This window comes from Klebsiella pasteurii, assembly GCF_018139045.1.
Taxonomy (GTDB): Bacteria; Pseudomonadota; Gammaproteobacteria; order Enterobacterales; family Enterobacteriaceae; genus Klebsiella; species Klebsiella grimontii.
Window position 1 is genome coordinate 4016819 of sequence record NZ_CP073236.1, and the last position, 20268, is coordinate 4037086.

Genomic DNA, 20268 nt, shown 5'->3' on the forward strand with positions numbered 1-20268 from the left:
ACTCTGTTTGTGTATTTGCGTCGAGGATCTAATATAGTAAACTAGGTACTTATCATAACGGTTTTGTAATAGCGTACCGGAGTGGCTGATGCTGTAGCCAGCGTTGAAATTCATCCAGTACACACTGAACCAGACGGCGAGTTTCATTATTTAATGCTCCGGCAATATGGCTGGTTAATTGCACATTCGGTAGCGAATAGAGGAGAGAACCTGCTTGCGGCGGTTCCGGTTTGGTGACGTCCAGCAAAGCCGTCAGGTCAGGCCGTTGCTGCAAAACGCTAATCAGCTCCTGTTCGTTAACCTGAAGTCCGCGGCCGGTATTGATAAATACGGCGCCAGGGCGCATAAGGGAGAAGAGATCACCGTTAAGTACGCCAATATTATCTTCCCGATTGGGAAGGTGGTTGCTGATGACCATTGCGCTGGAAAAGGCCTGCTCAAGGGAGCAAACCCGCTTTTCAGGCCGTGATGGAATCATCAGGACTTCAAGATAAAATGGCTGCAATAATCGCTGTAGGGTCTGCGATATTGCACCAGCACCGATGAGTGCTACGCGCTCCTGATAGTTTCCCGGCGCCGTATGATTATTTGCCAATGCTGAAAAAAATTCTGGGCCAGTATATTCTCGCTGATTACGGAAATAGCCTTTACAGCCCAGCAGGATCTGTGCGAGGCAAAACTCCGCGACGGGAATGGCGTTTGCCTGCCAGGCGCTGACCACTTTTATCCCGCGTGCGAGTAACGGCGTGGAAAAATACTCAGTCGCTCCGGCCGCATAAAAGATAACCTTTAAGTTAGGGAGCTTATCAAGCTGTGTTTCAGTCAGGGTGAACATTCCCCATGTGGAAAATATAACCTCGATGTTTTTTAAGTGTGCAAGATGGGCGTCGATATTGTCTGGCGTAATTAATTCAGGGTAAAGGCTGATGCGTGACGATATGTCGGCAACAAAGAGCGGCTGATAAACCTGATGAAACTTCTCCGGGTGACCAGAGAATAGAGCGGCGTGCCAGGTCATAGAGACTCCGGAAAAAATGGCTCCCTTTCATTAAAGGGAGCCGGGTGAAGCATTAAATAATCCCAACGCCTGCGGCCGCAAAGCCAAAGACAATCAGCATAATTAATACCTTATTCGGGCTAACCTTTTTATTCAGTAGTTTCAGGCAGCCCAGGACTAAAAGCAGAGGAATTAAGCCAACGCAAATTTTGTCGAGGATCTCCTGCAGCACAAAGGGCTGCCCGGCGATGGTGGTTTTAAAGGTAGTGGTGAACTTCACCATGCTGGCGCTCATCGCCCCCACCATCATCAATCCCATAATCGACGACGCTTTCGTTATACAGCTCAGCAGTCCCGACTGCGTCGCTTCGGCGATATATTTCGAGCCTAAGCGGTAGCCCATCACGCCGCCGTAATAGCGCAGCAGATAGCTGGGAATATTGTAAATCAGCAGGAACAGCAGCGGTCCAAGCGGATTGCCCTGCGACGCCAGGCCAATAGCGATCCCGGTGGCGATAATACGCAGCACGCCGTAGAAAAATGAATCGCCTACCCCGGCAAATGGCCCCATTAAGGCCACTTTGATGCCGTTAATACTCGAGGTATCAAAGTTCGGGTTGGCGGCGTTCTCTTTTTCCATAGACAGCGTCAGGCCCATAATAAATGGCGCCAGATGCTGGTTGGTATTGAAGAACTGGCTGTTTCGCTTAAGCGATTCAAGATAACGGTGCGGGTCGTTGGCGTAGATTTTCTTCAGCATCGGCGCCAGCGCCCAGCCGTAGCTTAATCCCTCCATACGGGTGAAGTTCATCGACCCCAGCAGCGGAAACTGGCGGATAAAAAGCTGACGGAAAAGCTTTTTCTCGCTTTTATCATCGGCGTAAGCGCTAACGCCTGGTGTCTGGATATCAGTCATTGAAGAACCCATCCTTATCGTCGACTGAAGCGGGCGCAGCCGCCGTTGCCGTTTGTTTATTCGCTTTAAGTTGATTGAATTCGTTAAAGCACAGATAGACCGCTACCGAGGCCGCGATAATTGCGATCCCCATAATCGGCAGCTGCAAATAAGCCGCCATCGCAAAACCGATAAAAAAGAAGGCGGCAATATTACGGTTCCACAACGCCTTCAGCAGAATGGCGAACCCGAGAGCCGGGAGAATGCCGCCAACCGCCGTCATGCCGCGCATGACCGTACCCGGAATGCTCTCGACCAGGCTGCGGATGACCTCGGTGCCAAAGAGCACGCCAAAAAAGGCGATCAGGGCGAAGGGGACGCCGTAAAAAAAGGTCATACCGAGTGTCAGACCCAGCGCCGCGCGGTCACGTCCCTGTTCCAGTAGCGCATCGTATTTTTCAACCAGGGCGGTATAGACCAGCTTCAGCACCTGATAAACAAACACCGCCAGCAGGCTGATCGGCAGCGCCAGCGCAACGGCCACCGGCGGTTCGGCGTGGGTCAGGATCGTAAAAGCGGTTGCCAGCACTGAACCCACCGCCAGATCGGCAGGAACCGAGCCGCCGATGGTGATGGTGCCAAGGAAAATCAGCTCCAGCGTGGCGCCGATGATAATCCCCTGCTGCAAATCTCCCAGCACCAGACCCACCAGCGCGCCGCAAATGAGCGGGCGTTCGATCAGCGGTTGCCCCAGAGTATGGTCGGCGGTTTTCACCAGAAACATAATGACAGCAACAAGAATTGCGGAAGTTAACATAGCGACCTCGTTTAGCTGGCGGCGTTGCCCAGCATCTCAATCAGGTTTTTTACCGGATGAGAAGGCAGGACCTGGTATTCAACGGCAACGCCGCGGTTGGCGATGGCGTGGAAATCCGCCACATCTTCCGGCGTCACATAGACGGTATCGCTAATGCGCTTTTTTGCCGCCAGATTGTCGGTAATGCGCCCGAAGTTAGCGACGTTTAGCGTTTTAATTCCCGGCACCTGCTCGACCAGCCGACGGGCGTCGGTGGCGTTGTTAACGATCACCATAATTTTCATAGCTTCCGAACGCGGGTCGTTAAGCACATCGCCTGCATCCTTTACCGCCATGATGGCGCACTTTGCAGTATCGGGAGCCGCCATGCGCAGCGACATTTTCTGCACTTCGTTATTCACGATCTGGTCATTGGCGACCAGGATGCGGTTCACGCCCAGATGCTTGGTCCAGACCACGGCAACCTGTCCGTGGATTAAACGATCGTCAATACGTACTAAAGAAATCATGGTGTAGCTCCAGTTAGCAAAAGTAGGGTGTCCAGACGCGGGAAAGGCGAACCAGGGCTTCGAAATAGAAGTAATCGCCCCAGAGGTTAGGTTCGTTAATGCCCATATTGCGGCCAAAGTTATACACGCCTTCGCGCAGCAGGCCGTCCTGCGCGTGGGCAAAGTAATGCTCGCGTAAATTGCGCATTATCAGTTCGATGGCGTTGCCGTAGGCCGGGCGCAGCGGGTCGGTGAGCGGTAACAGCTTCAGCAGTTCCGCCAGACCGCAGACGGCTATCGCCGCGGCGGAAGTGTCCCGATACTGGTTATTTTCGGCAGTAAAAATCAGATCCCAATAGCAGACAAAGTCTTCCGGCAGGCGGTTAAGAAAATAGTGCGTCAGGCGGCGAGAGAGCTCGGGCTGCCAGGCATCGCCGGTGTGGGCATATCCCAGCGCAAAACCGTAAATTCCCCATGCCTGACCGCGCGACCAGCAGGAGCTATCGCTGAACCCCTGGTGCGTATCCCCGCGTAGCGGCTTGCCATTATGAACATCCATATAGAATGTATGAAAAGTAGAGGCGTCTCCACGCACCAGATAGCGTGCGGCCTGCGCCAGATGACAGCAGGCCGCATCGCGCCACCGTTGGTTACCGGTTTCGTTGGCGGCCCAAAAAAGCAGCGGAACATTGAGGTTGCAGTCGATGATCATTCGCCCCTGACGCGCCGGGTCATTTAAATCTCCCCACGCCTGAATGACGCCCGCCGTGGCGTTAAAGCGGCGATAGAGCAGCTCGGCCGCGCGCAGGGCGAGTTCGCGTGCGCGCAGGTTGCCGGTGAGCTTCCAGGCGTTAACGCAGGAGAGGAGATAGAGAAAGCCCAGGTCGTGGGTATCCACTTTAATCTGCTTATCGAGACGTTCTTCAAAGCTATCGAGCAGGCTTTCCGCCACCGCCCGATATTTATCATCGCCGGTAACCTCCCAGGCGAGCCACAGCATGCCGGTCCAGAATCCCTCGGTCCAGTCGACTCTTTCCACGCTTTCGTAGCGGCCATAGCTGGCGCTGGCCGCAGGAAAGGTTGCCGTAAAGCGCGGCAGAATGGCGTCGAGCCGGGTCAGAACGTCGCCGATGGCCCCGTCAAGCCAGGCGCGATCCAGCCCCGGCTGCGGTAAGAAGTAGCGGCTATCAAGCGCTTCAAGTGCGATAGTCACAGGGTGTCCTCCCCGGCAAAGAAATCATCAATATTGTCCTGCGTTTTATGCTGTGTCGCCTGGCGCGCCGCCATAATTTCCGGCAGCAGATTCATGTACTGCATTGCTCCGCTGGCGGCGGCAAATGCGTCCTGGAGCCGCAGGGCGGTATCGGTGTGTCCCGACATGCAAAACTCCATCAACATAATCAGGCTGGCGCCGCTGATGACGTGCGCGTGGGGATATTTGACCATCATCTGTACGGCGGTATTGTTGACGCTCCCGCCGGGCATATCGGTAAAGAGCACCAGCTCATTGCCGCGACCGGCCGCCTGCCGGGCGATAGCGTCAAAGCGGATGGCCAGTTCAGCCGTTGACTCAATTTCACCGCAGTAGGCGCAGACGGGCGTGACGCCATGGTCGTCGCCAATCAGCAGATTTAATGCCGACACTATCCCTTCTGCGTAGCGGCCATGGGTTGCGATGTACATCTCTCGCATTGCTTATTCCTTCATCTTTTCAGGTATCTGAAAAAGAAAAAGCAATCAGCGTGCCAGATTTTTATTTGTATGTTTTTAAAGGATAAAAAAGGTTTTTTGGACGCTTTTTGCAGTGTTGAATGGGCAATTTATTCAGTGTCGACAGGTTTGCCAGCCGACGCTGGCAACGGGGGTTAATGGTCGGGGTTAAAGCCGATCCACGGCTCCATGATTTCATAAATCATCAGCACTTCGGTAAGCGGCAGGGTGATATTGTATTTGCGGTTCAGGGCCTGGAAAAAGGTGTCGTGGACGGCGACAAACGTCTGCTGCGCCAGCGTAAGCTCCGCCTCTTCCCGGTGGCGCACGCCGTTGTTGACCATTACCCGCTCGATCATCAGGGCGATATGCATAAACAGATTGATGCGCAGATAGCTTTCAAAATGGATTTTATAGAAGGCTTCATACTGCTTAATGACCGCTTCGACTTCATCAATAATCACCACCGGATTGAGGAAGTTGAGGCGGCTGGCGACGCCTTCGACGGTAAACAGCTTGACCACTTCTTCAATCATGGGCTCCAGACCGCCTTCCATTAGCAACCCGTTGAAATAATCGCGTTTTAACACCTGTGTCTTTTCTTTTATCAGCTGCTCTACGCTAAGTAGCGGAATATACCCGGCTTCCAGATCGGTAGTCGTAATGATCAGCCGTGTACCATTAAGCGCCGGATCGGCGTGGGCTATTTTCCATTTCAAATCGTCATACTCCATCGTAATGATATCGATCTCCTCCTGGGCCAGGAAACGCTGGACGATATCTTTCAGCTTGCGGGAGATCCCTTCGCCGGAGATGCAGGAGATAATGATTTTATTGCCCGGCAACACGCCCGCGTAGTAGCGCGTTTCCACCTCATACGCCCCTTTTGCGCTCTCAATAATCGCCTCCATCGGCAGCTTGTCCTGGATTTTGGCCGCAATATCCAGCGCCATGGCCGTGCTGACGTTGTTGATAACCAACAGCTCACCATGAAGATGGAGCTTAATCTCTTCGTAAATCTCTTTTAGCGACCCCATATCCACCAGAATAATCAGCCCCGCCCCCTGCCTGAGACGGGAAACATGGGCGATCAGCAGGTCGATAATCTCCCTGGTCGACGTCGCGTTCGCCATGTCGAAGGCTTTAAAGTAGTAACCCCCGGTCAGCTGGTTGGCGATACCGGCAATGCTCGACGCGGTGGCGCGGCCGTGGGAAACGATAATCCCCTGAATCGGATCGTCTTCGCCGGCGAGAGTATGAAAAGCGCAGCTTAGCAGCGGCAGCAGCAGGGGCAGCGGCTGCTGGGTGACATGTTTGCTCAGCAAAGCGAGACACTCCTCGGCCAGCAGCCGCGCCTTCGCGGAAACATAGTCGGAAATGGTTTGCAGTTCGCCTGCGTTGACCGTCTCCTCAGTGTCATGTAGCGCATAACTAACGCAGAGCCAGACAGCCTTGCGGATCTCCTGGCTACAGGAGATACCGGTCAAACTCTCCAGTTCGTCGAGAGCGTGAACGGTGTTCTGCCAGATATAGCCGCGGTACAGTGCCTCGGCGGCAATCGCGCCGCTGACGGTGGTCAGCAGCTGTTCCATTTTGCGATTCAGCAGCAGAACATTACCGCTGTGGCAAAAGTCGCGAAAAATCACCTCATCGCGCATCGCCTTTGGCAGAAGCTGGCTGGCGCTCAGCGCGCCATTATCCGCATTAGCGGCAATACGGATTATTTCGCCGCCGGACGCTGGGCCGCGTAGCGTAATAACCTCGGCTTCGCGATTATCGCTCCAGGCGCTGGCGCACATCACTTTGATCTGGTTTTTTAACTCCCCGATATTGCCGCGCACGGGGCAGGTAACCAGCTGATGCATCAGCTGATTATCGAGATGGATATCCCGACGCAGGCTGCGCGCTTCTTGATGCAAAAAGTGGCTGACCTGCGCGACGCGCTCGGTAAGAGGGCGAGAAATATAGTTTGGCAGCGTAACGCGCACCGGAATACGGCGACGGAAGGTGTTGAGCAGGACGGTATCGATATTTTCCGTAGTGGCGAAGATAAAGCGCAGCGACGCCGGATGGCGCGTACGGTTATCGCCAAGGCGGTAGAAATACCCCTTGTCCATAAACAGAAATAACTTTTCCTGGTTCTCTGCCGAGAGGCGATGAACTTCGTCGAGAAATAGAAACCCACCATCGGCATCATCAAAAGCGCCGCGTTTTTCGCGGTCGGCTCCGGTGAAAGCGCCCCGGATATAGCCGAAAAGGGTCGCCGAAAGCAGCTCCGGGTTATTGGCATAGTCGGCGCAGTTAAGCTCAACGAAGGGTTTGTCTGCTGCGATAACGCCGCGATCGAGGGCATACTGATAAATCAGCGTCGCCAGATGGCTTTTGCCGACGCCGCTCTCCCCGGAGAGCAGGATAGGCAAACCGTCACCGGGATAATCTACCGCCGAGCGGCACAGCGCGACGGCTTCGGCCAGGCTGCCGTGCGCGCCAATCAACGGCTGAAAGGCGTCGTGCTTTTTCGACACTATGAGTGATGCCTGAACGCTTTCCTTACCGTTGGTCTGTACAAAGAAGCGCACCGGCCGGGTATTTTCTTTACTCAGATGGCCGTCATCGCACAGCCTGTTAAGGTAATGGCTGATAACGCTGCGGTTAACCTGCATAAAGTCCGCACAGTCCTGAGCCGTGAACCCCGCGGGTTTCTGCGCATAATGAGTAACTATTTTCTGGAATAACTTTTCTTTTGCCGACAGCGCCATTTTTCAATGTCCCGGGTAGAGTAGAAAATAGCGTCGATTCTATTTAGACACTAGACACTACTATTTTTATTAGACACTGAGTACTTTCTACGCTATTAGATAAAAATGAAACTACGTTTTGATTAGATTGTGATGAAGATCGCCACCGATTTGATGGGGTGTAGAAGCTGGCGCCCCGCGCGCAAGCGGCCGAAGAACCGGACTGCCTGAGCGGGGCGATAAACGCGCCGTGAACCTTCCTGACGCAAAAAAATGCGCTATTTATCACATTTCCGCCTTTTCATTATCGCTGGGCTTAAAGGTGAAAAGGGGCAGCCCGCCGGCGAAATTATCTCCTCAAGTAACCTGATGATCTAAAAGAAAATAAAAAGAGAACTGTTAAGGCGATCTCATTTTATAAAAGAGATTTTGATCACAAAAGTCAGGCAAATAAAACCACTGTCAATATTAGGCTGGCAGAGATTTATCAGCATATTGTGATCTCCCTTGCAAATAATGCCCTTGAACTCAGGGAAAAATGTGGGCAAGCAAAACAGCGGAGATGGGCAATGAAAATTGGCATTGTTATTAGCGGCGGCGATGTTTCAGGAATTAATAATTTTATATTCCAGATCGCCAGACTGGCGAATGCCGATATCACTATTTTTAATGGTGGAATTCCCGGGCTGTTGGATAAAAACCATCAGGAGGTGGCCTGGCGGGATCTGGTCGATTTCTCCATTGCCTCAATTCCGATCATTACCTCCGGGCGCACCAGCCGTCGATTGCTGCGTAGTGAATATGAAACAATAGCCAAAAAAATTAAATCACTGCGCATTGATGTGCTGATTATGGCTGGCGGCGACGGTAGCCTGCAGTTTCTCAATACGCTGAGTGAATTTGATATTAATTGCTTTGGCGTCGGGATGACTATCGATAATGATGTATACGGCAGTGATTATACGATTGGTTTCTCCACCGCCTGCGAGCAGATTATTAAAGAGGTTTCCCGCTTAAGAAATACCGGAAGAGCATTACCGGGCCGCGTTTTTATGGTTGAAATTCTGGGCGGGTATTGTGGAGAGCTAACGTTGCAATCCGCGATAAAAAGTAACGCCGATGTCGCCCTGATCCCGGAATCGCAGCTGCCGTTGGAAACGCTGGCCGAGCGGGTGAAGCATAAGCTGACACAGCAGAACAGCGTGGTGATCCTGTGCTCTGAAGGCTACACCAGGGAATACTCTCCCGGATTTCAGGGAGCCATTGATACCATGATTAAGCAGCTCGAACCGCAAATTGGCGTGCGTATTCGTAAAACTATCGTTGGCTACGGTTTGCGCAATGGCGATCCGACCTGCGAAGAGATTTACCAGGGCACGATTATGGCCAGTGAAGTGGTTCGTTGCATTCAGTCAGGGATGAAAAATAAAGCCATTATAATTAATTCAAGTAACAAACCTATTCCGATTGATTTAATTAGTATGAAAAAACGTCTGGTCGATACTGAAGGACATCATTATAAACTTGCCAAACAACTCAATATAATTTGAGGAGACCCTACATGCTGAAAATTCTATGCGTATGTGGCTGCGGCCTCGGTTCAAGCTTTGCCATTGAAATGACGGCGAAGGCGGTTTTAAAGAAGCTGGAGATTCCAGCACAGATTGAACATACCACTATTTCTGAAGCCGGGGCGTTTAAATCAGATATGATTCTGACGCAAAAAACCTTTGCCGATATATTAACGGCGGATGCCAGTGAGGAGGAAATTAAACGCGTAGTGGTACTGCATAAGCTGACGGATAAAGACGAAATTGAGGCAAAGATCGTCGCATTCTTAAAAGAACGTAATCTGAAGGTAGCGGACTATGAATAGCTTTGTAGAGTTTATTGTCAAAGATTTACTCGGCCAGGCATCGATATTAATTGCATTTATTGCGATGTTGGGCCTAATTTTGCAAAAAAAATCAGCGGGTAAAACGGCGGAAGGAACGTTTAAAACGCTGCTCGGTTTCTTAATTATGATGGCCGGGATCAACATTATTGTCGCCACGCTAACGTTCCTTAACGATATTTTCACGCAGGGATTTGGCATGAAAGGCTACATTACCGATGTCGCCGCTATTGCCGGATTAGCCAACCGTGAATTAGGTTCCGAAGTTGCGTTGACCCTGATGGTGATTTTTGCCGTCAATATCATTATCGCCCGCCTGACGCCGCTTAAATATATTTTTCTGACCGGCCAGGCGCTGCTGTGGATGGCGACTATCGGCGCGGTGATTGGCTATAAAGCCGGGCTGACCGGGCTTCCGCTGATTTTAACTGGCGGTATTTTCGGCGGCGTGATGGCGGTACTGATGCCTGCCCTGGCGCAACCGGTGGTCAGGCGCATCACCGGTTCCGATGACGTGGCGCTGGGGCACTTCTGCACTATCGGCTATCTGGTGCAGGCGGCGGTTGCTAAAGTGGTGGGTAAAGGATCCCGCTCAACGGAAGATCTTGAATTACCAGATAACTTTAAGTTTCTTCAGGATACCTATCTCGCGATGGCGGTAGTGATGGTGCCGATGTACCTCATTCCCGCGGTTGCGGCGGGTCCGGAATATATCGCGCAGTTCTCCAACGGCATTAACTACCTGATGTACGCCTTTATGCAGTCCATTCAGTTTGTGGCGGGGGTATTCGTTCTCTACAGCGGCGTGCGTCTGTTGCTCAACGAGCTGGTGCCGGCATTTCGCGGGATTGCGATGCGCATTGTCCCGGACGCTAAGCCTGCGCTGGATTGCCCAGTGCTGTTCCCCTATGCGCCTAACGCGGTGATCGTCGGCTTCCTGGCGACCACCGTCGGTTCCATCATCGGCATGCTGGTGTTTCCCATGTTTGGCCTGGCGATGATCCTGCCCGGCCTGTTAACCAACTTCTTTGCCGGGGGGACGGCGGGCGTCTTCGGCAACGCGCTGGGCGGCCGCCGCGGGGCGATGATTGGCGGCGTGATCCACGGCCTGTTTATCACCTTCCTGCCCGCCATTTTGGTACCGATGCTGGAAAGCTACGGTTTTACCGGCGTCACCTTCAGCGATTCGGACGTCATTAGTTCCGGTCTGGTATTAGGCCACGCCTTCCAGAATAACTGGCTATTTGTCGCCCTGTTCATTGTTTTTGTTGCCGCACTGGCATGGTTCGTAAACGGTAAATCAGCTAAGCCGAAAGGGGAAAATGTTCATGAGTCTGTATAACTTCAACGCTATTCTGAAAATTGCGCAGGAAAGAGATTTTAAAGCCATTGGCTCATTTAATTTGCACTGTATTGAAATGCTGCCCGCCTTTTTTAAAGCGGCGCAACAAAGCGATAGCCCATTAATGATTCAAATCTCTACCGGGACTGCGGAATATCTCGGCTATCGTTTACTGGTGGATGCGGTTCGTTCATTAGCGGAAAGTGAAGACGTGCCGACCTGCCTGCACCTGGATCACTGCTCTGATATTAGCGCCATTGAAACGGCCATGGATGCCGGATTTACATCAGTGATGTACGACGGCTCCCATCTGGATCTGGAGGAGAATATCGGCAACACCCGCATCGTGGTGGAGATGGCGCGCCCGCGGAATATCACGGTAGAAGGCGAGCTGGGGGCGATCGGCGGATCGGAAGACGGCAAAGCCGTGGCCGCGGAGGATATCTGCTTCACCACGGTGGAGGACGCCAAACGCTTTGTGGAGGAGACCCGGGTGGATATGCTGGCGGTCTCCGTGGGCACGGTGCACGGCCTGTATACCGGCAAGGCGCAAATCCAGCATCAGCGGCTAAAAGAGATTAGCGCCGGTACCGGCGTGCCGTTAGTGCTGCACGGCGGTACCGGCGTCAGCGATGAAGATATGCGCCAGGCCGTCACTGAAGGCATTAACAAAGTGAATGTCGGCACTGAAATGAACGTCCAGTGGGTCGATCGCTGTAAAACCACCTTTGAAAAAGGCAAAGTGAACGACAGCGTACGCAAATTTTTAATTCCGGCGAATAACGCGGTCACCAATGTATTAATGGAAAAAATCGCTCTGTTTAAATAAAAGCTTATTTTAAACCTTATTTTGTTGCCCTGCTGTCCGTCAGGGAGGAGCTCGCTATGTTTGAATCTTTGAAAACGTTGTGGAAAAAAGAGAATCAACCCCCGCAGGATTATGACGAACAGTCCCGTCAGCTGGCGGGGGAAATAGCCAGACTGGAAGCGGAACTACAGGGCAACCCGGCTAATGGTGAAATACAGAAAGCCTTAATGCTGATGTATAACCGGGCGTTGTCGGTCTATGCCAAAAGTCATACGCATCGCGAGGAAATCGATGCGCTTTTTATACGCATTGATGAGTTACGTAACATTATTCGCCGTAATATATAGGAAGTGATAATGACGATAAAAGAACTGCTTATTGAGGCCGATGCGATTCAGGTCGGCGTCACCGAGTCCGACTGGCAGAAAGTGATCCATCTGGCGGCCAGCCCGCTGGTCGCGAAAGGGTATATCTCGGCGGATTACGGTCAGGCGGTAATCGATAATACCCTGAACCATGGCGCCTATTACGTTTTCGATGAAGGCGTCGCCATCCCCCACGCCAGGCCGGAATGCGGCGTCAGGCGCAACTGTTTTAGCCTGGTCGTGTTAGATAAGCCGATTCATTTTGCCAATAGCGAGAAGGCGGATATTGTCATTATGTTCGGCGCGCGGGACAGCAATGCCCATATTGAGGAGGGCATTCGGGCGATTATCGCCCTGCTCGATAATAACGAGACCATGGCGAAGCTGCGCGCCGCCAGCAGCAGAGAGGAGGTCGTCGCGTTGTTATGAACAGACATCTCACACCCGGCTGCAAAACGGTGATTTTAATTAACGGCATTCCCGCCTCGGGCAAAAGCACCGTCACCAGGCAGCTATCGGCAACCTTCAATCTGCCGCAGCTGACTATCGACGGTATTAAAGAGCCGTTTATGGCGTGCTTTAGCGAAATCGACAGATCTTTCAACCGGCAGCTGGGCTGCGCCGCTTATGAAGTCATCTGGTCGATCGTCGGCCACGCTCCGGCAGGCTGTATCTGGTTAATTGACGCCTGGTTTGGTTTTCAGCCGCGCGAAACGTTGCAGCGGCAGCTGCAGCTAGCAGGCGTTGAAAAGGTTCTGGAGATCTGGAACCGCATCTCGCCCGAGCTTGCGGTGTCGCGTTATGCCAGCCGGTTGCAGGATCGCAGGCCGGGGCACCCGGGCGAAGAGTATCTCCCTGAGCTGGCCCAGCTGGCGCAGCGGGCGGAACCCATGCGGCTGGGGCCGGTGTTTACCGTCGATCAGCAAAAACCGCTGGATATGGCGCCGGTTATCCGTTGGCTCGAAGTACAAATGCAGTAGGTCCTTAACTGCAGCTGCCCGGCGGCGCTTCGTTTTCGCGGCCTACAGGAATTGCGTAGTTATTTGATATTTCGGGTTTCGTAGGCCGGGTCAGGCGATACCCGCCATCCGCAGCAGCGCCGTCGCCACGGCGGCGGCGATAATCACCACGATCAGCGGCATCTTGCGCCAGGCGAGGAACACGGCCAGGCCAACGCCCAGTACCCGCGCCATCCCGGCAAAATGTTCGCCCTCGTAAAAGGTGGTCGCCAGCGCTACGGAAAAGAGCAGCACCGTTGCCGCATCGGAGAGCAGGGCCTGGGAGCGCTCGGAAAACGCCAGCCGGCTGCCGAGCTTCGCTCCGCCTAAACGCATTAAGTAGGTGCCCAGCGATAGAATCGCAATACCGGCGATAAATAGCGTCATATTGCCCATTATTTTTTCCTCGTCAGCAGGCCAAACAGCGACAGCAAAACCGGCAGGCCAACCGGTGCGAAAGGCACGGCGGCCAGCGACAGGGCCGCTCCGCTGCAGGCGCGGATCAGCGTGGTGCGGTTTTTAAAGGCTGGCACAACCAGCGCCAGCAGAATCGCCGGGAATACCGCATCGAGGCCAATGGTTTCCGGGGCCGGGAGCAGTTTGCCGACCCCCGCGCCCAGGAGCGCCCCCAACGGCCAGATCAGCGCCACGCCCAGACCGCACAGCCAGTAGGCGGCCCGCCGCTGCTCGGGGGTTTTCTGCGACAGACCAAACACTACGCTTTCATCGTTCATAATATGGCAGCCGAGGAAGCTGGCGGCGCGCTGGCCGACCAGGTCGCGAACCGTCACGCCGAAGGGAATATGCCGTGCGTTGACCAGCAGCCCGGCCGCCGCCGCAGCCAGCGGGTTGCCGCCGCTGGCGACAATGCCGATAAACATAAACTCTGAAGCCCCCGCCAGGACGCAAACCGAAAGCACAAAGGGGACCCAAATCGGGAAACCATAGGCGACGGCCAGCGAGCCGTAGGACATCCCGACGATACCTACCGCGAGGCAGACTAAAACAATTGCTCTGAGGGTGTCGCCTTTAAGACTGGCGAAGTGCTGTTTCATACTCTTTAGCCATATCGAACGATTTTCCATTATAATGAACGCAACCGAATCGCATTTCAAGACGAACGAAACGTTCGTTATAAAAAACACGGAGGGCTGGATGACTCAGCCAATTAGCCTGATTGCCAAAAGCCTGGTACGTGAACGCGCGCGCACTGGCCTTTCCCTTGCTGAAGTTGCGCGGCGGGCGGGAATTGCCAAATCAACGTTATCGCAGTTGGAGTCCGGCAACGGCAACCCGAGCCTGGAAACCCTCTGGGCGCTGTGCGTGGCCCTTGATATTCCCTTTGCCCGGCTGCTGGAGCCACAGGCCAACACCACGCAGGTGATCCGCCGCGGTGAGGGGACGAAGGTGGTCGCCGAGCAGGCAAACTATCAGGCGATTTTGCTGGCCGCCTGCCCGCCAGGCGCTCGGCGCGATATCTATCTTCTGCTGACCCAGCCGGGCGCAGACCGCATTTCCCATCCCCATCCGCCGGGTTCGGTGGAGCATATTATTGTCACCCAGGGGCGCGCGCGGGTCGGCCTGACGGAAGCGCCGGAAGAACTGGGGGAAGGCGATTACATCTGCTATCCCGCCGATAGGCAGCACGTTTTCCAGGCGCTGGAGCCGGACACCCAGGCGCTGCTGATTGCCGAGCAAAACTAAATTTAATAACATTCTGCGCATTTATTCGTAATACGCAGAATGTTATACCGTTATATATATTAATGACTCATATATTATTTTACTCCTTATAGAGCCGGGAATATCGCTTTTCCGTTTATTCTTTTTCTTCATTTTTGTTTGCTTCTGTTTCGTCTGGAAACATGGGATTGATGTCACTCTTCCACCCTTAAGTGGTTTGTATACTGCAACGGTGATATTGGGGTTAATTATGTTTCTTGAAGAACGTAGGATGTCTATTTTACGATATTTAGATAAACATGAGCGTGGTTGTGTTAATTATTTTTCTGCTCATTTGAATGTTACAAAAGAAACGATTCGCAGTGATTTAAATACTCTTGCAGCGATGGGTTTGGTGCAGCGCTGTTATGGCGGAGCAATTATTTCGCGCCGTAGTTTGCAGGCGGAACTTATTTCTGAAACCGGCGATAGTTTCGAGGTGCTGCTGCAACCTCTTAATCACCGTAAATCACCAGGCGATGAGCGACAAAAAGGAAAAGTTATGCAGGGAAAGGTAGGTGTATTTGGCTCGTGCAACGTTGACATTGTGGCTAAGGTTGAACGCTTCCCGCGAGGCGGTGAGTCGCTGATGGCGCTGGGTAGCAGTCTGGGGCCGGGGGGAAGAGCAGGTCGCTTCTCTCGGTGCTATCCAGAACTTTGGCGGTTTTCTGGGAGCAGCGCTGGCGCCGGTGATCACCGGGATTATCCTTGATGCTACCGGTCAGTTCACCAATGTCTTTATTCTCGGCGGCTGCCTGCTGTTTCTTGGCGCCTGTCTCTATGGCTTCTTTGTGCGTAAGCCGCTGACGCAGTAGTTTTTCCTCAGAACAAAGCGCCGAACGGCGCTTTGTCGCTGTTGCTGGACGCCATGCCCGTATTGCGGGACACTAACCGCATTCTTCCGCGAAGACAGGCATACATATGTCGCTGAAAGCCATTGCTAAAGAACTTGGGATCTCGGTAACGACCGTCAGCCGCGCGTTAAACGGCTATGACGACGTGTCGCAGGAGACGCGCGCCCGCGTGGAAGCGGAAGCCCAGCGCCGCGGATATCGCCCCAACACTTTCGCGCGTCGCCTGAAGATGGGCAAAATCGACGCCGTCGGCCTCGTTTTCCCCGTGCGTCCCGCGCCGCTGAATAACAACGTCTTTCTTGAAATGGTGGGCGAAATCAGCCACGAACTGGCGCGCTACGAGATTGATTTATTGCTGATTGCCGATGATGAACAGGCCGATAAGCACGGCTATATGCGTATGGTGCAGAGCCGTCGCGTCGATGCGCTTATCGTCGCGCATACGCTGGATGACGACCCGCGTCTGATTCAACTCCTCTCCGCCGGCTTTCCTTTTCTGGCGCTGGGCCGCAGCCGCCTGCCGCAGCCCTACGCCTGGTTTGATTTCGATAACCAGGCGGGAACGTATCGCGCCACCCGCCACCTGATTAGCCAGGGGCACCGGCGCATCGCGCTGCTGAGCGAAAATAACAATCAGGCGTTTATTACCCAGCGCCGCAACGGTTATCTACAGGCGCTGCGCGAGGCGGGCCTTACTGAAACCTGGCTGCGCAGCGTGCCGCCCACCCGCCGCGGCGGGTTTCAGGCAACCATGGAACTGCTGCGCTTGCCCGAACCGCCAACGGCGATTGTCACCGATTGCAACACTCACGGCGACGGCGCAGCGATGGCCCTGTCGCAGCTTGGACGTCTTACCGGTTCCGATCGCGTCTCACTGGTGGTTTACGATGGCCTACCGCAGGACAGCATCATCGAGACCCCGGTGGGCGCGGTGGTTCAGTCCACTCGTCAGGGCGTTGGCCGCCAGATAGCCAGCATGGTCCGCCGCTTAATCGCCGGCGACGATCTGGCCTCGCTCCAGGTACTTTGGCAGCCTGAATTCATCCCCGGCGAAACCGCCTGATTTCCCGCACCTCAGATTAATTTCCTGAACTCGATCACGGATCCGAAACGTTTTGGTTGGCACCCGAAACGTTTCGGATCAACAGTAAGACATTCCTTGTTGTGGAGATGTCTAATGTCTGATTCGATTTTACACCTGCAAAGCGCAGCGGCCGACGTGATGATCAAAACCCATCCGTTCGCCGAAATTATCTACTGGGGACCGCATTTAAGCCACTTTTCGCCTCAGGATGCCGCCAGTATCGCCCGTCCGGTGGCCAACGGCCGCCTCGACGTGGATTCACCGGTGACCTTGATGGCTGAATTGGGGCACGGTCTATTTGGCGCGCCGGGCATTGAGGGTCACCGCCAGGGGCTTGATGCCTCGCCTATTTTCACCACCACCGAGGTGGTGCAGGACGGGCGGAAGGTTACTCTTTTCAGCGAAGACGCGCAGGCTGGCCTGCGGTTATGCAGTGAAATCCAGCTTGATAGCAGCGGCGTGCTGAGCGTGCGCCATGGCTTAACCAACCTGCGCCCGCAGCCGTGGCAGGTGGAACGTCTGGCAGTCACGCTGCCGGTCGCCGAACGCGCCCGCGAAGTGATGGCTTTTCATGGCCGCTGGATCCGCGAATTCCAGCCTCATCGTTTGATCCTTGAACACGACAGCTTCGTGCTGGAAAACCGCCGCGGACGCACCTCTCACGAACATTTCCCGGCGCTGATTACCGGCAGCCGCGCCTTTAGCGAGATGCAGGGCGAAGTGTGGGGCGTGCATCTGGGCTGGAGCGGTAACCACCGCCTGCGGGCGGAAGTGAAAACCGACGGACGGCGCTACCTGCAGGCGGAAGCGCTCTATCTGGCGGGCGAAATGGCGCTGGCGGAAGGGGAAACGCTGTGGACGCCGAACCTCTACGCCAGCTATTCAGCACAAGGGCTGAACGGCATGAGCCAGCAGTTCCACCGCTATTTGCGCGAACAGATTATTCGCTTCCCGGACAACAAACCGCGCCCGGTGCATCTCAACACCTGGGAAGGGATCTATTTCGACCACGACCCGCAGTACATCATGCGCATGGCGGATGAGGCGGCGGGGCTGGGCGTGGAGCGCTTTATTATTGATGATGGCTGGTTTAAAGGGCGCAATGACGACTGGGCGGCGCTCGGCGACTGGTATCTTGATGAGGAAAAATATCCTGACGGTTTGACCCCGGTTATCGACCATGTGAAGTCGCTGGGGATGGAGTTCGGCATCTGGGTTGAGCCAGAGATGATCAATCCGAACTCCGATTTATACCGCGCACATCCTGACTGGTTGCTGGCGCTGCCGGGCTATACGCCGATCCCCGGACGTCATCAGTTTGTCCTGAACCTGAATATCCCGGAAGCCTTTGATTATCTGCTGGAACGAATGAGCTGGCTGCTGGGCGAGCACGCCGTGGACTATGTGAAGTGGGATATGAACCGTGAACTGGTGCAGCCTGCCCATAATGGTAAAGCCGCCGCCGATGCGCAAACTCGCCAGTTCTATCGCCTGCTGGATACGCTGGTGGCCCGCTTCCCGCATATTGAATTTGAATCCTGCTCCTCCGGCGGCGGGCGTATCGATTATGAAGTGCTGAAGCGCAGCCATCGCTTCTGGGCTTCCGACAATAATGATGCCCTCGAGCGCAACACCATCCAGCGCGGTATGAGCTACTTCTTCCCGCCGGAAGTGATGGGCGCGCACATCGGCAACCGCCACTGCCACGCCACCTTCCGCCAGCACAGCATTGCGTTTCGCGGCCTGACGGCGCTGTTTGGCCATATGGGGCTTGAGCTGGATCCGGTGACCGCCGATGAGCAGGAGCGCGCGGGCTACCGTAAATACGCGGCGCTGCATAAGCAGTGGCGCGATGTCATTCATCATGGCCTGCAGTGGCGTATCGATATGCCGGACGCCACAACCCTCGCGCACGGTGTGGTGAGTGAAGATCGGAGCCGGGCAATCTTCCTCGTCAGTCAACTGGCGATGCCGGACTACACCCTGATGGCGCCGCTGCGCGTGGCGGGACTGGAAGCGGGAGCCCGCTACCGGGTGACGCTGCTCGACCATCCTGATATCCAGATTACGGGAGAGGGCGGCCATACGATGCGTAAGCTGCCGGAATGGATGACGACGCCGCAGACCGTCAGCGGCGAGTGGTTACAACTGGCGGGGCTGGCGCTGCCAATCCTCGACCCGGAAAGCGCCATTTTGATTGGCCTGCAACGCGTGTGATGGTAACGGGCCGCGCGTCGGCCCTTTTTGAGGAGTACACAATGAACCCGACCGCCTGTACCCATAAAAACAACCCCAATTTCTGGATTTTCGGGCTGTTCTTCTTTCTCTACTTTTTCATTATGGCCACCTGCTTTCCGTTTTTGCCAATCTGGCTATCGGACGTCATCGGCCTGAATAAAACCGAGACCGGTATTGTTTTCTCCAGCCTGTCGCTGTTCGCTATCTGCTTTCAGCCGATACTGGGCGTGATCTCCGATAAGCTGGGGCTGAAAAAGCATCTTATGTGGATTGTGACGGTGCTGCTGGTGCTGATCGCCCCCTTTTTCCTCTATGTCTTTGCGCCGCTGCTGAAAAGCAATATCTGGCTCGGGGCGCTGAGCGGCGGGGCCTATATCGGTTTTGTTTTCTCCGCCGGCGCCGGGGCGATGGAAGCCTATATTGAGCGCGTGAGCCGCAACAGCGGGTTTGAATACGGCAAGGCACGGACTTTTGGCTGCCTCGGCTGGGCGCTGTGCGCCACCACGGCGGGGATGCTGTTCAGCGTTAATCCCGAGTGGGTGTTCTGGATGGGGTCGGCCGCCGCGCTAGTGCTGGTCGTACTGGTGGCTATCGCGAAACCGCAGGCCAGCCAGACCGCGCAGGTGATGGATTCGCTGGGCGCTAACCGTTCGTCGGTCGATTTAAAAACCGCCGTGCGCATGTTTCGTCAGCGCAAAATGTGGATGTTCATTCTCTACGTTATCGGCGTCGCCTGCGTATATGACGTCTTTGACCAGCAGTTTGCCACCTTCTTCAAATCTTTCTTCGCCACGCCGGAATCGGGCACCCGCGCCTTTGGTTTTGCGACCACTGCCGGGGAAATATGCAACGCGATTATTATGTTCAGTTCGCCGTGGATTATTAACCGCATCGGGGCGAAGAATACGCTGCTGATTGCCGGGATGGTGATGGCGGCGAGGATGATCGGTTCATCGTTCGCCACGACGGCCGCTGAAGTGGTGGCGCTGAAAATGCTCCATGCGCTGGAGGTCCCGTTCTTGCTGGTAGGCGCGTTTAAATATATTACCGGCGTGTTTGACGTTCGCCTGTCGGCGACGATTTACCTGGTCGGCTTCCAGTTTTCCAAACAGGTGGCGGCGATTTTTCTCTCCGCTTTTGCCGGAAATATGTATGACCGTATCGGCTTCCAGGATACTTATATGATCCTTGGCGGCATTGCCCTGACCGTCACCTTGATATCCGCCTTTACCTTATCGGGCAAAGCCGCGTCGGAAAAGATGCGCGATAACGCGATGACGGTTTAGAAAACAGGTCGATAATGCACTGGGATGTGCTG

At 54.5% G+C, this 20268-nt stretch carries 20 protein-coding genes and 2 pseudogenes; 13 read left to right on the forward strand and 9 right to left on the reverse strand.

Annotation, left to right across the window (positions count from 1 at the left end; all coding sequences use genetic code 11):
- Nucleotides 1–52 precede the first annotated feature (52 nt).
- From KCG39_RS18870 to KCG39_RS18900, 7 genes are all read right to left on the reverse strand, one after another.
- Complete coding sequence (locus KCG39_RS18870; protein WP_004127131.1) at nt 53–1018, reverse strand: hydroxyacid dehydrogenase; 966 nt, start codon at nt 1016–1018, stop codon at nt 53–55.
- Between the two features lie 52 nt (nt 1019–1070).
- Nucleotides 1071–1913 carry a PTS system mannose/fructose/sorbose family transporter subunit IID gene (locus KCG39_RS18875; RefSeq protein WP_049114736.1) on the reverse strand — a complete coding sequence of 281 codons (843 nt, stop codon included), beginning with the start codon at nt 1911–1913 and terminating at the stop codon, nt 1071–1073.
- A complete protein-coding gene (locus KCG39_RS18880) occupies nt 1906–2709 on the reverse strand; it encodes a PTS mannose/fructose/sorbose/N-acetylgalactosamine transporter subunit IIC (RefSeq protein WP_004127136.1) in 804 nt (267 codons plus the stop codon). Before KCG39_RS18880 ends, KCG39_RS18875 begins: the two co-directional genes overlap by 8 nt.
- An 11-nt stretch (nt 2710–2720) precedes the next feature.
- Nucleotides 2721–3218 (reverse strand): PTS sugar transporter subunit IIB, encoded by a 498-nt coding sequence (locus KCG39_RS18885; RefSeq protein ID WP_004127139.1) that lies wholly within the window; start codon nt 3216–3218, stop codon nt 2721–2723.
- Nucleotides 3219–3231: 13 nt separating this feature from the next.
- The gene (locus KCG39_RS18890; RefSeq protein ID WP_004127142.1) at nt 3232–4410 is read right to left on the reverse strand and encodes a glycoside hydrolase family 88 protein; all 1179 of its coding nucleotides are present in this window, start codon (nt 4408–4410) and stop codon (nt 3232–3234) included.
- Nucleotides 4407–4889, reverse strand: coding sequence for a PTS sugar transporter subunit IIA (locus KCG39_RS18895; RefSeq protein WP_004127145.1), 483 nt, complete (start codon nt 4887–4889; stop codon nt 4407–4409). Before KCG39_RS18895 ends, KCG39_RS18890 begins: the two co-directional genes overlap by 4 nt.
- A gap of 173 nt (nt 4890–5062) precedes the next feature.
- Nucleotides 5063–7666, reverse strand: coding sequence for a sigma 54-interacting transcriptional regulator (locus tag KCG39_RS18900; protein ID WP_049123190.1), 2604 nt, complete (start codon nt 7664–7666; stop codon nt 5063–5065).
- A 548-nt stretch (nt 7667–8214) separates the two neighbouring features.
- Between KCG39_RS18900 and KCG39_RS18905 the strand changes: the two genes are divergently transcribed.
- The 7 genes from KCG39_RS18905 to KCG39_RS18935 are packed head-to-tail and all read left to right on the forward strand — an operon-like array spanning nt 8215 to nt 13034.
- Nucleotides 8215–9195, forward strand: a complete 981-nt coding sequence (locus tag KCG39_RS18905; protein WP_049113461.1) for a 6-phosphofructokinase — start codon at nt 8215–8217, stop codon at nt 9193–9195.
- A gap of 11 nt (nt 9196–9206) precedes the next feature.
- Complete coding sequence (locus KCG39_RS18910) at nt 9207–9521, forward strand: PTS sugar transporter subunit IIB (RefSeq protein WP_004127154.1); 315 nt, start codon at nt 9207–9209, stop codon at nt 9519–9521.
- A complete protein-coding gene (locus KCG39_RS18915) occupies nt 9514–10881 on the forward strand; it encodes a PTS sugar transporter subunit IIC (RefSeq protein WP_004127157.1) in 1368 nt (455 codons plus the stop codon). Before KCG39_RS18910 ends, KCG39_RS18915 begins: the two co-directional genes overlap by 8 nt.
- Nucleotides 10868–11710: a class II fructose-bisphosphate aldolase gene (locus KCG39_RS18920; RefSeq protein ID WP_142444988.1), complete on the forward strand. Its 843-nt coding sequence runs from the start codon at nt 10868–10870 to the stop codon at nt 11708–11710. The genes KCG39_RS18915 and KCG39_RS18920 overlap by 14 nt, the downstream gene beginning before the upstream one ends.
- A gap of 56 nt (nt 11711–11766) precedes the next feature.
- Nucleotides 11767–12036, forward strand: a complete 270-nt coding sequence (locus tag KCG39_RS18925) for a hypothetical protein (protein ID WP_004127160.1) — start codon at nt 11767–11769, stop codon at nt 12034–12036.
- Between the two features lie 9 nt (nt 12037–12045).
- Nucleotides 12046–12483 carry a PTS sugar transporter subunit IIA gene (locus KCG39_RS18930; protein ID WP_004127161.1) on the forward strand — a complete coding sequence of 146 codons (438 nt, stop codon included), beginning with the start codon at nt 12046–12048 and terminating at the stop codon, nt 12481–12483.
- A complete protein-coding gene (locus KCG39_RS18935) occupies nt 12480–13034 on the forward strand; it encodes a P-loop nucleotide/nucleoside kinase family protein (protein WP_004127162.1) in 555 nt (184 codons plus the stop codon). Before KCG39_RS18930 ends, KCG39_RS18935 begins: the two co-directional genes overlap by 4 nt.
- Nucleotides 13035–13124: 90 nt before the next feature.
- Here KCG39_RS18935 and KCG39_RS18940 read toward each other — a convergent pair whose 3' ends face one another.
- Both KCG39_RS18940 and KCG39_RS18945 read right to left on the reverse strand, forming a co-directional pair.
- A complete protein-coding gene (locus KCG39_RS18940) occupies nt 13125–13448 on the reverse strand; it encodes an AzlD domain-containing protein (protein ID WP_004127163.1) in 324 nt (107 codons plus the stop codon).
- On the reverse strand, nt 13448–14107 hold the full coding sequence (locus KCG39_RS18945; protein WP_004127164.1) for an AzlC family ABC transporter permease: 660 nt from the start codon (nt 14105–14107) through the stop codon (nt 13448–13450). Before KCG39_RS18945 ends, KCG39_RS18940 begins: the two co-directional genes overlap by 1 nt.
- 100 nt (nt 14108–14207) lie before the next feature.
- On the opposite strand from KCG39_RS18945, the gene KCG39_RS18950 reads away from it, so the two are divergent.
- The 6 genes and pseudogenes from KCG39_RS18950 to KCG39_RS18975 all read left to right on the forward strand — a co-directional run bounded on the left by KCG39_RS18950 (nt 14208) and on the right by KCG39_RS18975 (nt 20236).
- The gene (locus tag KCG39_RS18950; protein WP_004127167.1) at nt 14208–14756 is read left to right on the forward strand and encodes a helix-turn-helix domain-containing protein; all 549 of its coding nucleotides are present in this window, start codon (nt 14208–14210) and stop codon (nt 14754–14756) included.
- 229 nt (nt 14757–14985) lie between these two features.
- Nucleotides 14986–15399, forward strand: a pseudogene (locus KCG39_RS18955) (DeoR family transcriptional regulator); the annotation flags it as partial.
- Nucleotides 15395–15589: pseudogene (locus KCG39_RS18960) on the forward strand (MFS transporter); the annotation flags it as partial. The pseudogenes KCG39_RS18955 and KCG39_RS18960, both read left to right, overlap by 5 nt.
- Before the next feature lie 106 nt (nt 15590–15695).
- Nucleotides 15696–16691: a substrate-binding domain-containing protein gene (locus KCG39_RS18965; protein WP_004127172.1), complete on the forward strand. Its 996-nt coding sequence runs from the start codon at nt 15696–15698 to the stop codon at nt 16689–16691.
- Nucleotides 16692–16805: 114 nt separating this feature from the next.
- Nucleotides 16806–18929 (forward strand): alpha-galactosidase, encoded by a 2124-nt coding sequence (locus tag KCG39_RS18970; RefSeq protein ID WP_211811446.1) that lies wholly within the window; start codon nt 16806–16808, stop codon nt 18927–18929.
- A gap of 41 nt (nt 18930–18970) precedes the next feature.
- Nucleotides 18971–20236: an MFS transporter gene (locus KCG39_RS18975; protein WP_139529967.1), complete on the forward strand. Its 1266-nt coding sequence runs from the start codon at nt 18971–18973 to the stop codon at nt 20234–20236.
- Nucleotides 20237–20268 lie beyond the last annotated feature (32 nt).

Excerpts from the sequence above, each read along its gene's own strand:
- KCG39_RS18870 (WP_004127131.1), bottom strand. The coding sequence starts at position 1,018 with ATGACCTGGCACGCCGCTCTATTCTCTGGTCACCCGGAGAAGTTTCAT.
- KCG39_RS18875 (WP_049114736.1), bottom strand. The coding sequence starts at position 1,913 with ATGACTGATATCCAGACACCAGGCGTTAGCGCTTACGCCGATGATAAA.
- KCG39_RS18880 (WP_004127136.1), bottom strand. The coding sequence starts at position 2,709 with ATGTTAACTTCCGCAATTCTTGTTGCTGTCATTATGTTTCTGGTGAAA.
- KCG39_RS18885 (WP_004127139.1), bottom strand. The coding sequence starts at position 3,218 with ATGATTTCTTTAGTACGTATTGACGATCGTTTAATCCACGGACAGGTT.
- KCG39_RS18895 (WP_004127145.1), bottom strand. The coding sequence starts at position 4,889 with ATGCGAGAGATGTACATCGCAACCCATGGCCGCTACGCAGAAGGGATA.
- KCG39_RS18900 (WP_049123190.1), bottom strand. The coding sequence starts at position 7,666 with ATGGCGCTGTCGGCAAAAGAAAAGTTATTCCAGAAAATAGTTACTCAT.
- KCG39_RS18905 (WP_049113461.1), top strand. The coding sequence starts at position 8,215 with ATGAAAATTGGCATTGTTATTAGCGGCGGCGATGTTTCAGGAATTAAT.
- KCG39_RS18910 (WP_004127154.1), top strand. The coding sequence starts at position 9,207 with ATGCTGAAAATTCTATGCGTATGTGGCTGCGGCCTCGGTTCAAGCTTT.
- KCG39_RS18915 (WP_004127157.1), top strand. The coding sequence starts at position 9,514 with ATGAATAGCTTTGTAGAGTTTATTGTCAAAGATTTACTCGGCCAGGCA.
- KCG39_RS18920 (WP_142444988.1), top strand. The coding sequence starts at position 10,868 with ATGAGTCTGTATAACTTCAACGCTATTCTGAAAATTGCGCAGGAAAGA.
- KCG39_RS18925 (WP_004127160.1), top strand. The coding sequence starts at position 11,767 with ATGTTTGAATCTTTGAAAACGTTGTGGAAAAAAGAGAATCAACCCCCG.
- KCG39_RS18930 (WP_004127161.1), top strand. The coding sequence starts at position 12,046 with ATGACGATAAAAGAACTGCTTATTGAGGCCGATGCGATTCAGGTCGGC.
- KCG39_RS18935 (WP_004127162.1), top strand. The coding sequence starts at position 12,480 with ATGAACAGACATCTCACACCCGGCTGCAAAACGGTGATTTTAATTAAC.
- KCG39_RS18940 (WP_004127163.1), bottom strand. The coding sequence starts at position 13,448 with ATGGGCAATATGACGCTATTTATCGCCGGTATTGCGATTCTATCGCTG.
- KCG39_RS18945 (WP_004127164.1), bottom strand. The coding sequence starts at position 14,107 with ATGAAACAGCACTTCGCCAGTCTTAAAGGCGACACCCTCAGAGCAATT.
- KCG39_RS18950 (WP_004127167.1), top strand. The coding sequence starts at position 14,208 with ATGACTCAGCCAATTAGCCTGATTGCCAAAAGCCTGGTACGTGAACGC.
- KCG39_RS18965 (WP_004127172.1), top strand. The coding sequence starts at position 15,696 with ATGTCGCTGAAAGCCATTGCTAAAGAACTTGGGATCTCGGTAACGACC.
- KCG39_RS18970 (WP_211811446.1), top strand. The coding sequence starts at position 16,806 with ATGTCTGATTCGATTTTACACCTGCAAAGCGCAGCGGCCGACGTGATG.
- KCG39_RS18975 (WP_139529967.1), top strand. The coding sequence starts at position 18,971 with ATGAACCCGACCGCCTGTACCCATAAAAACAACCCCAATTTCTGGATT.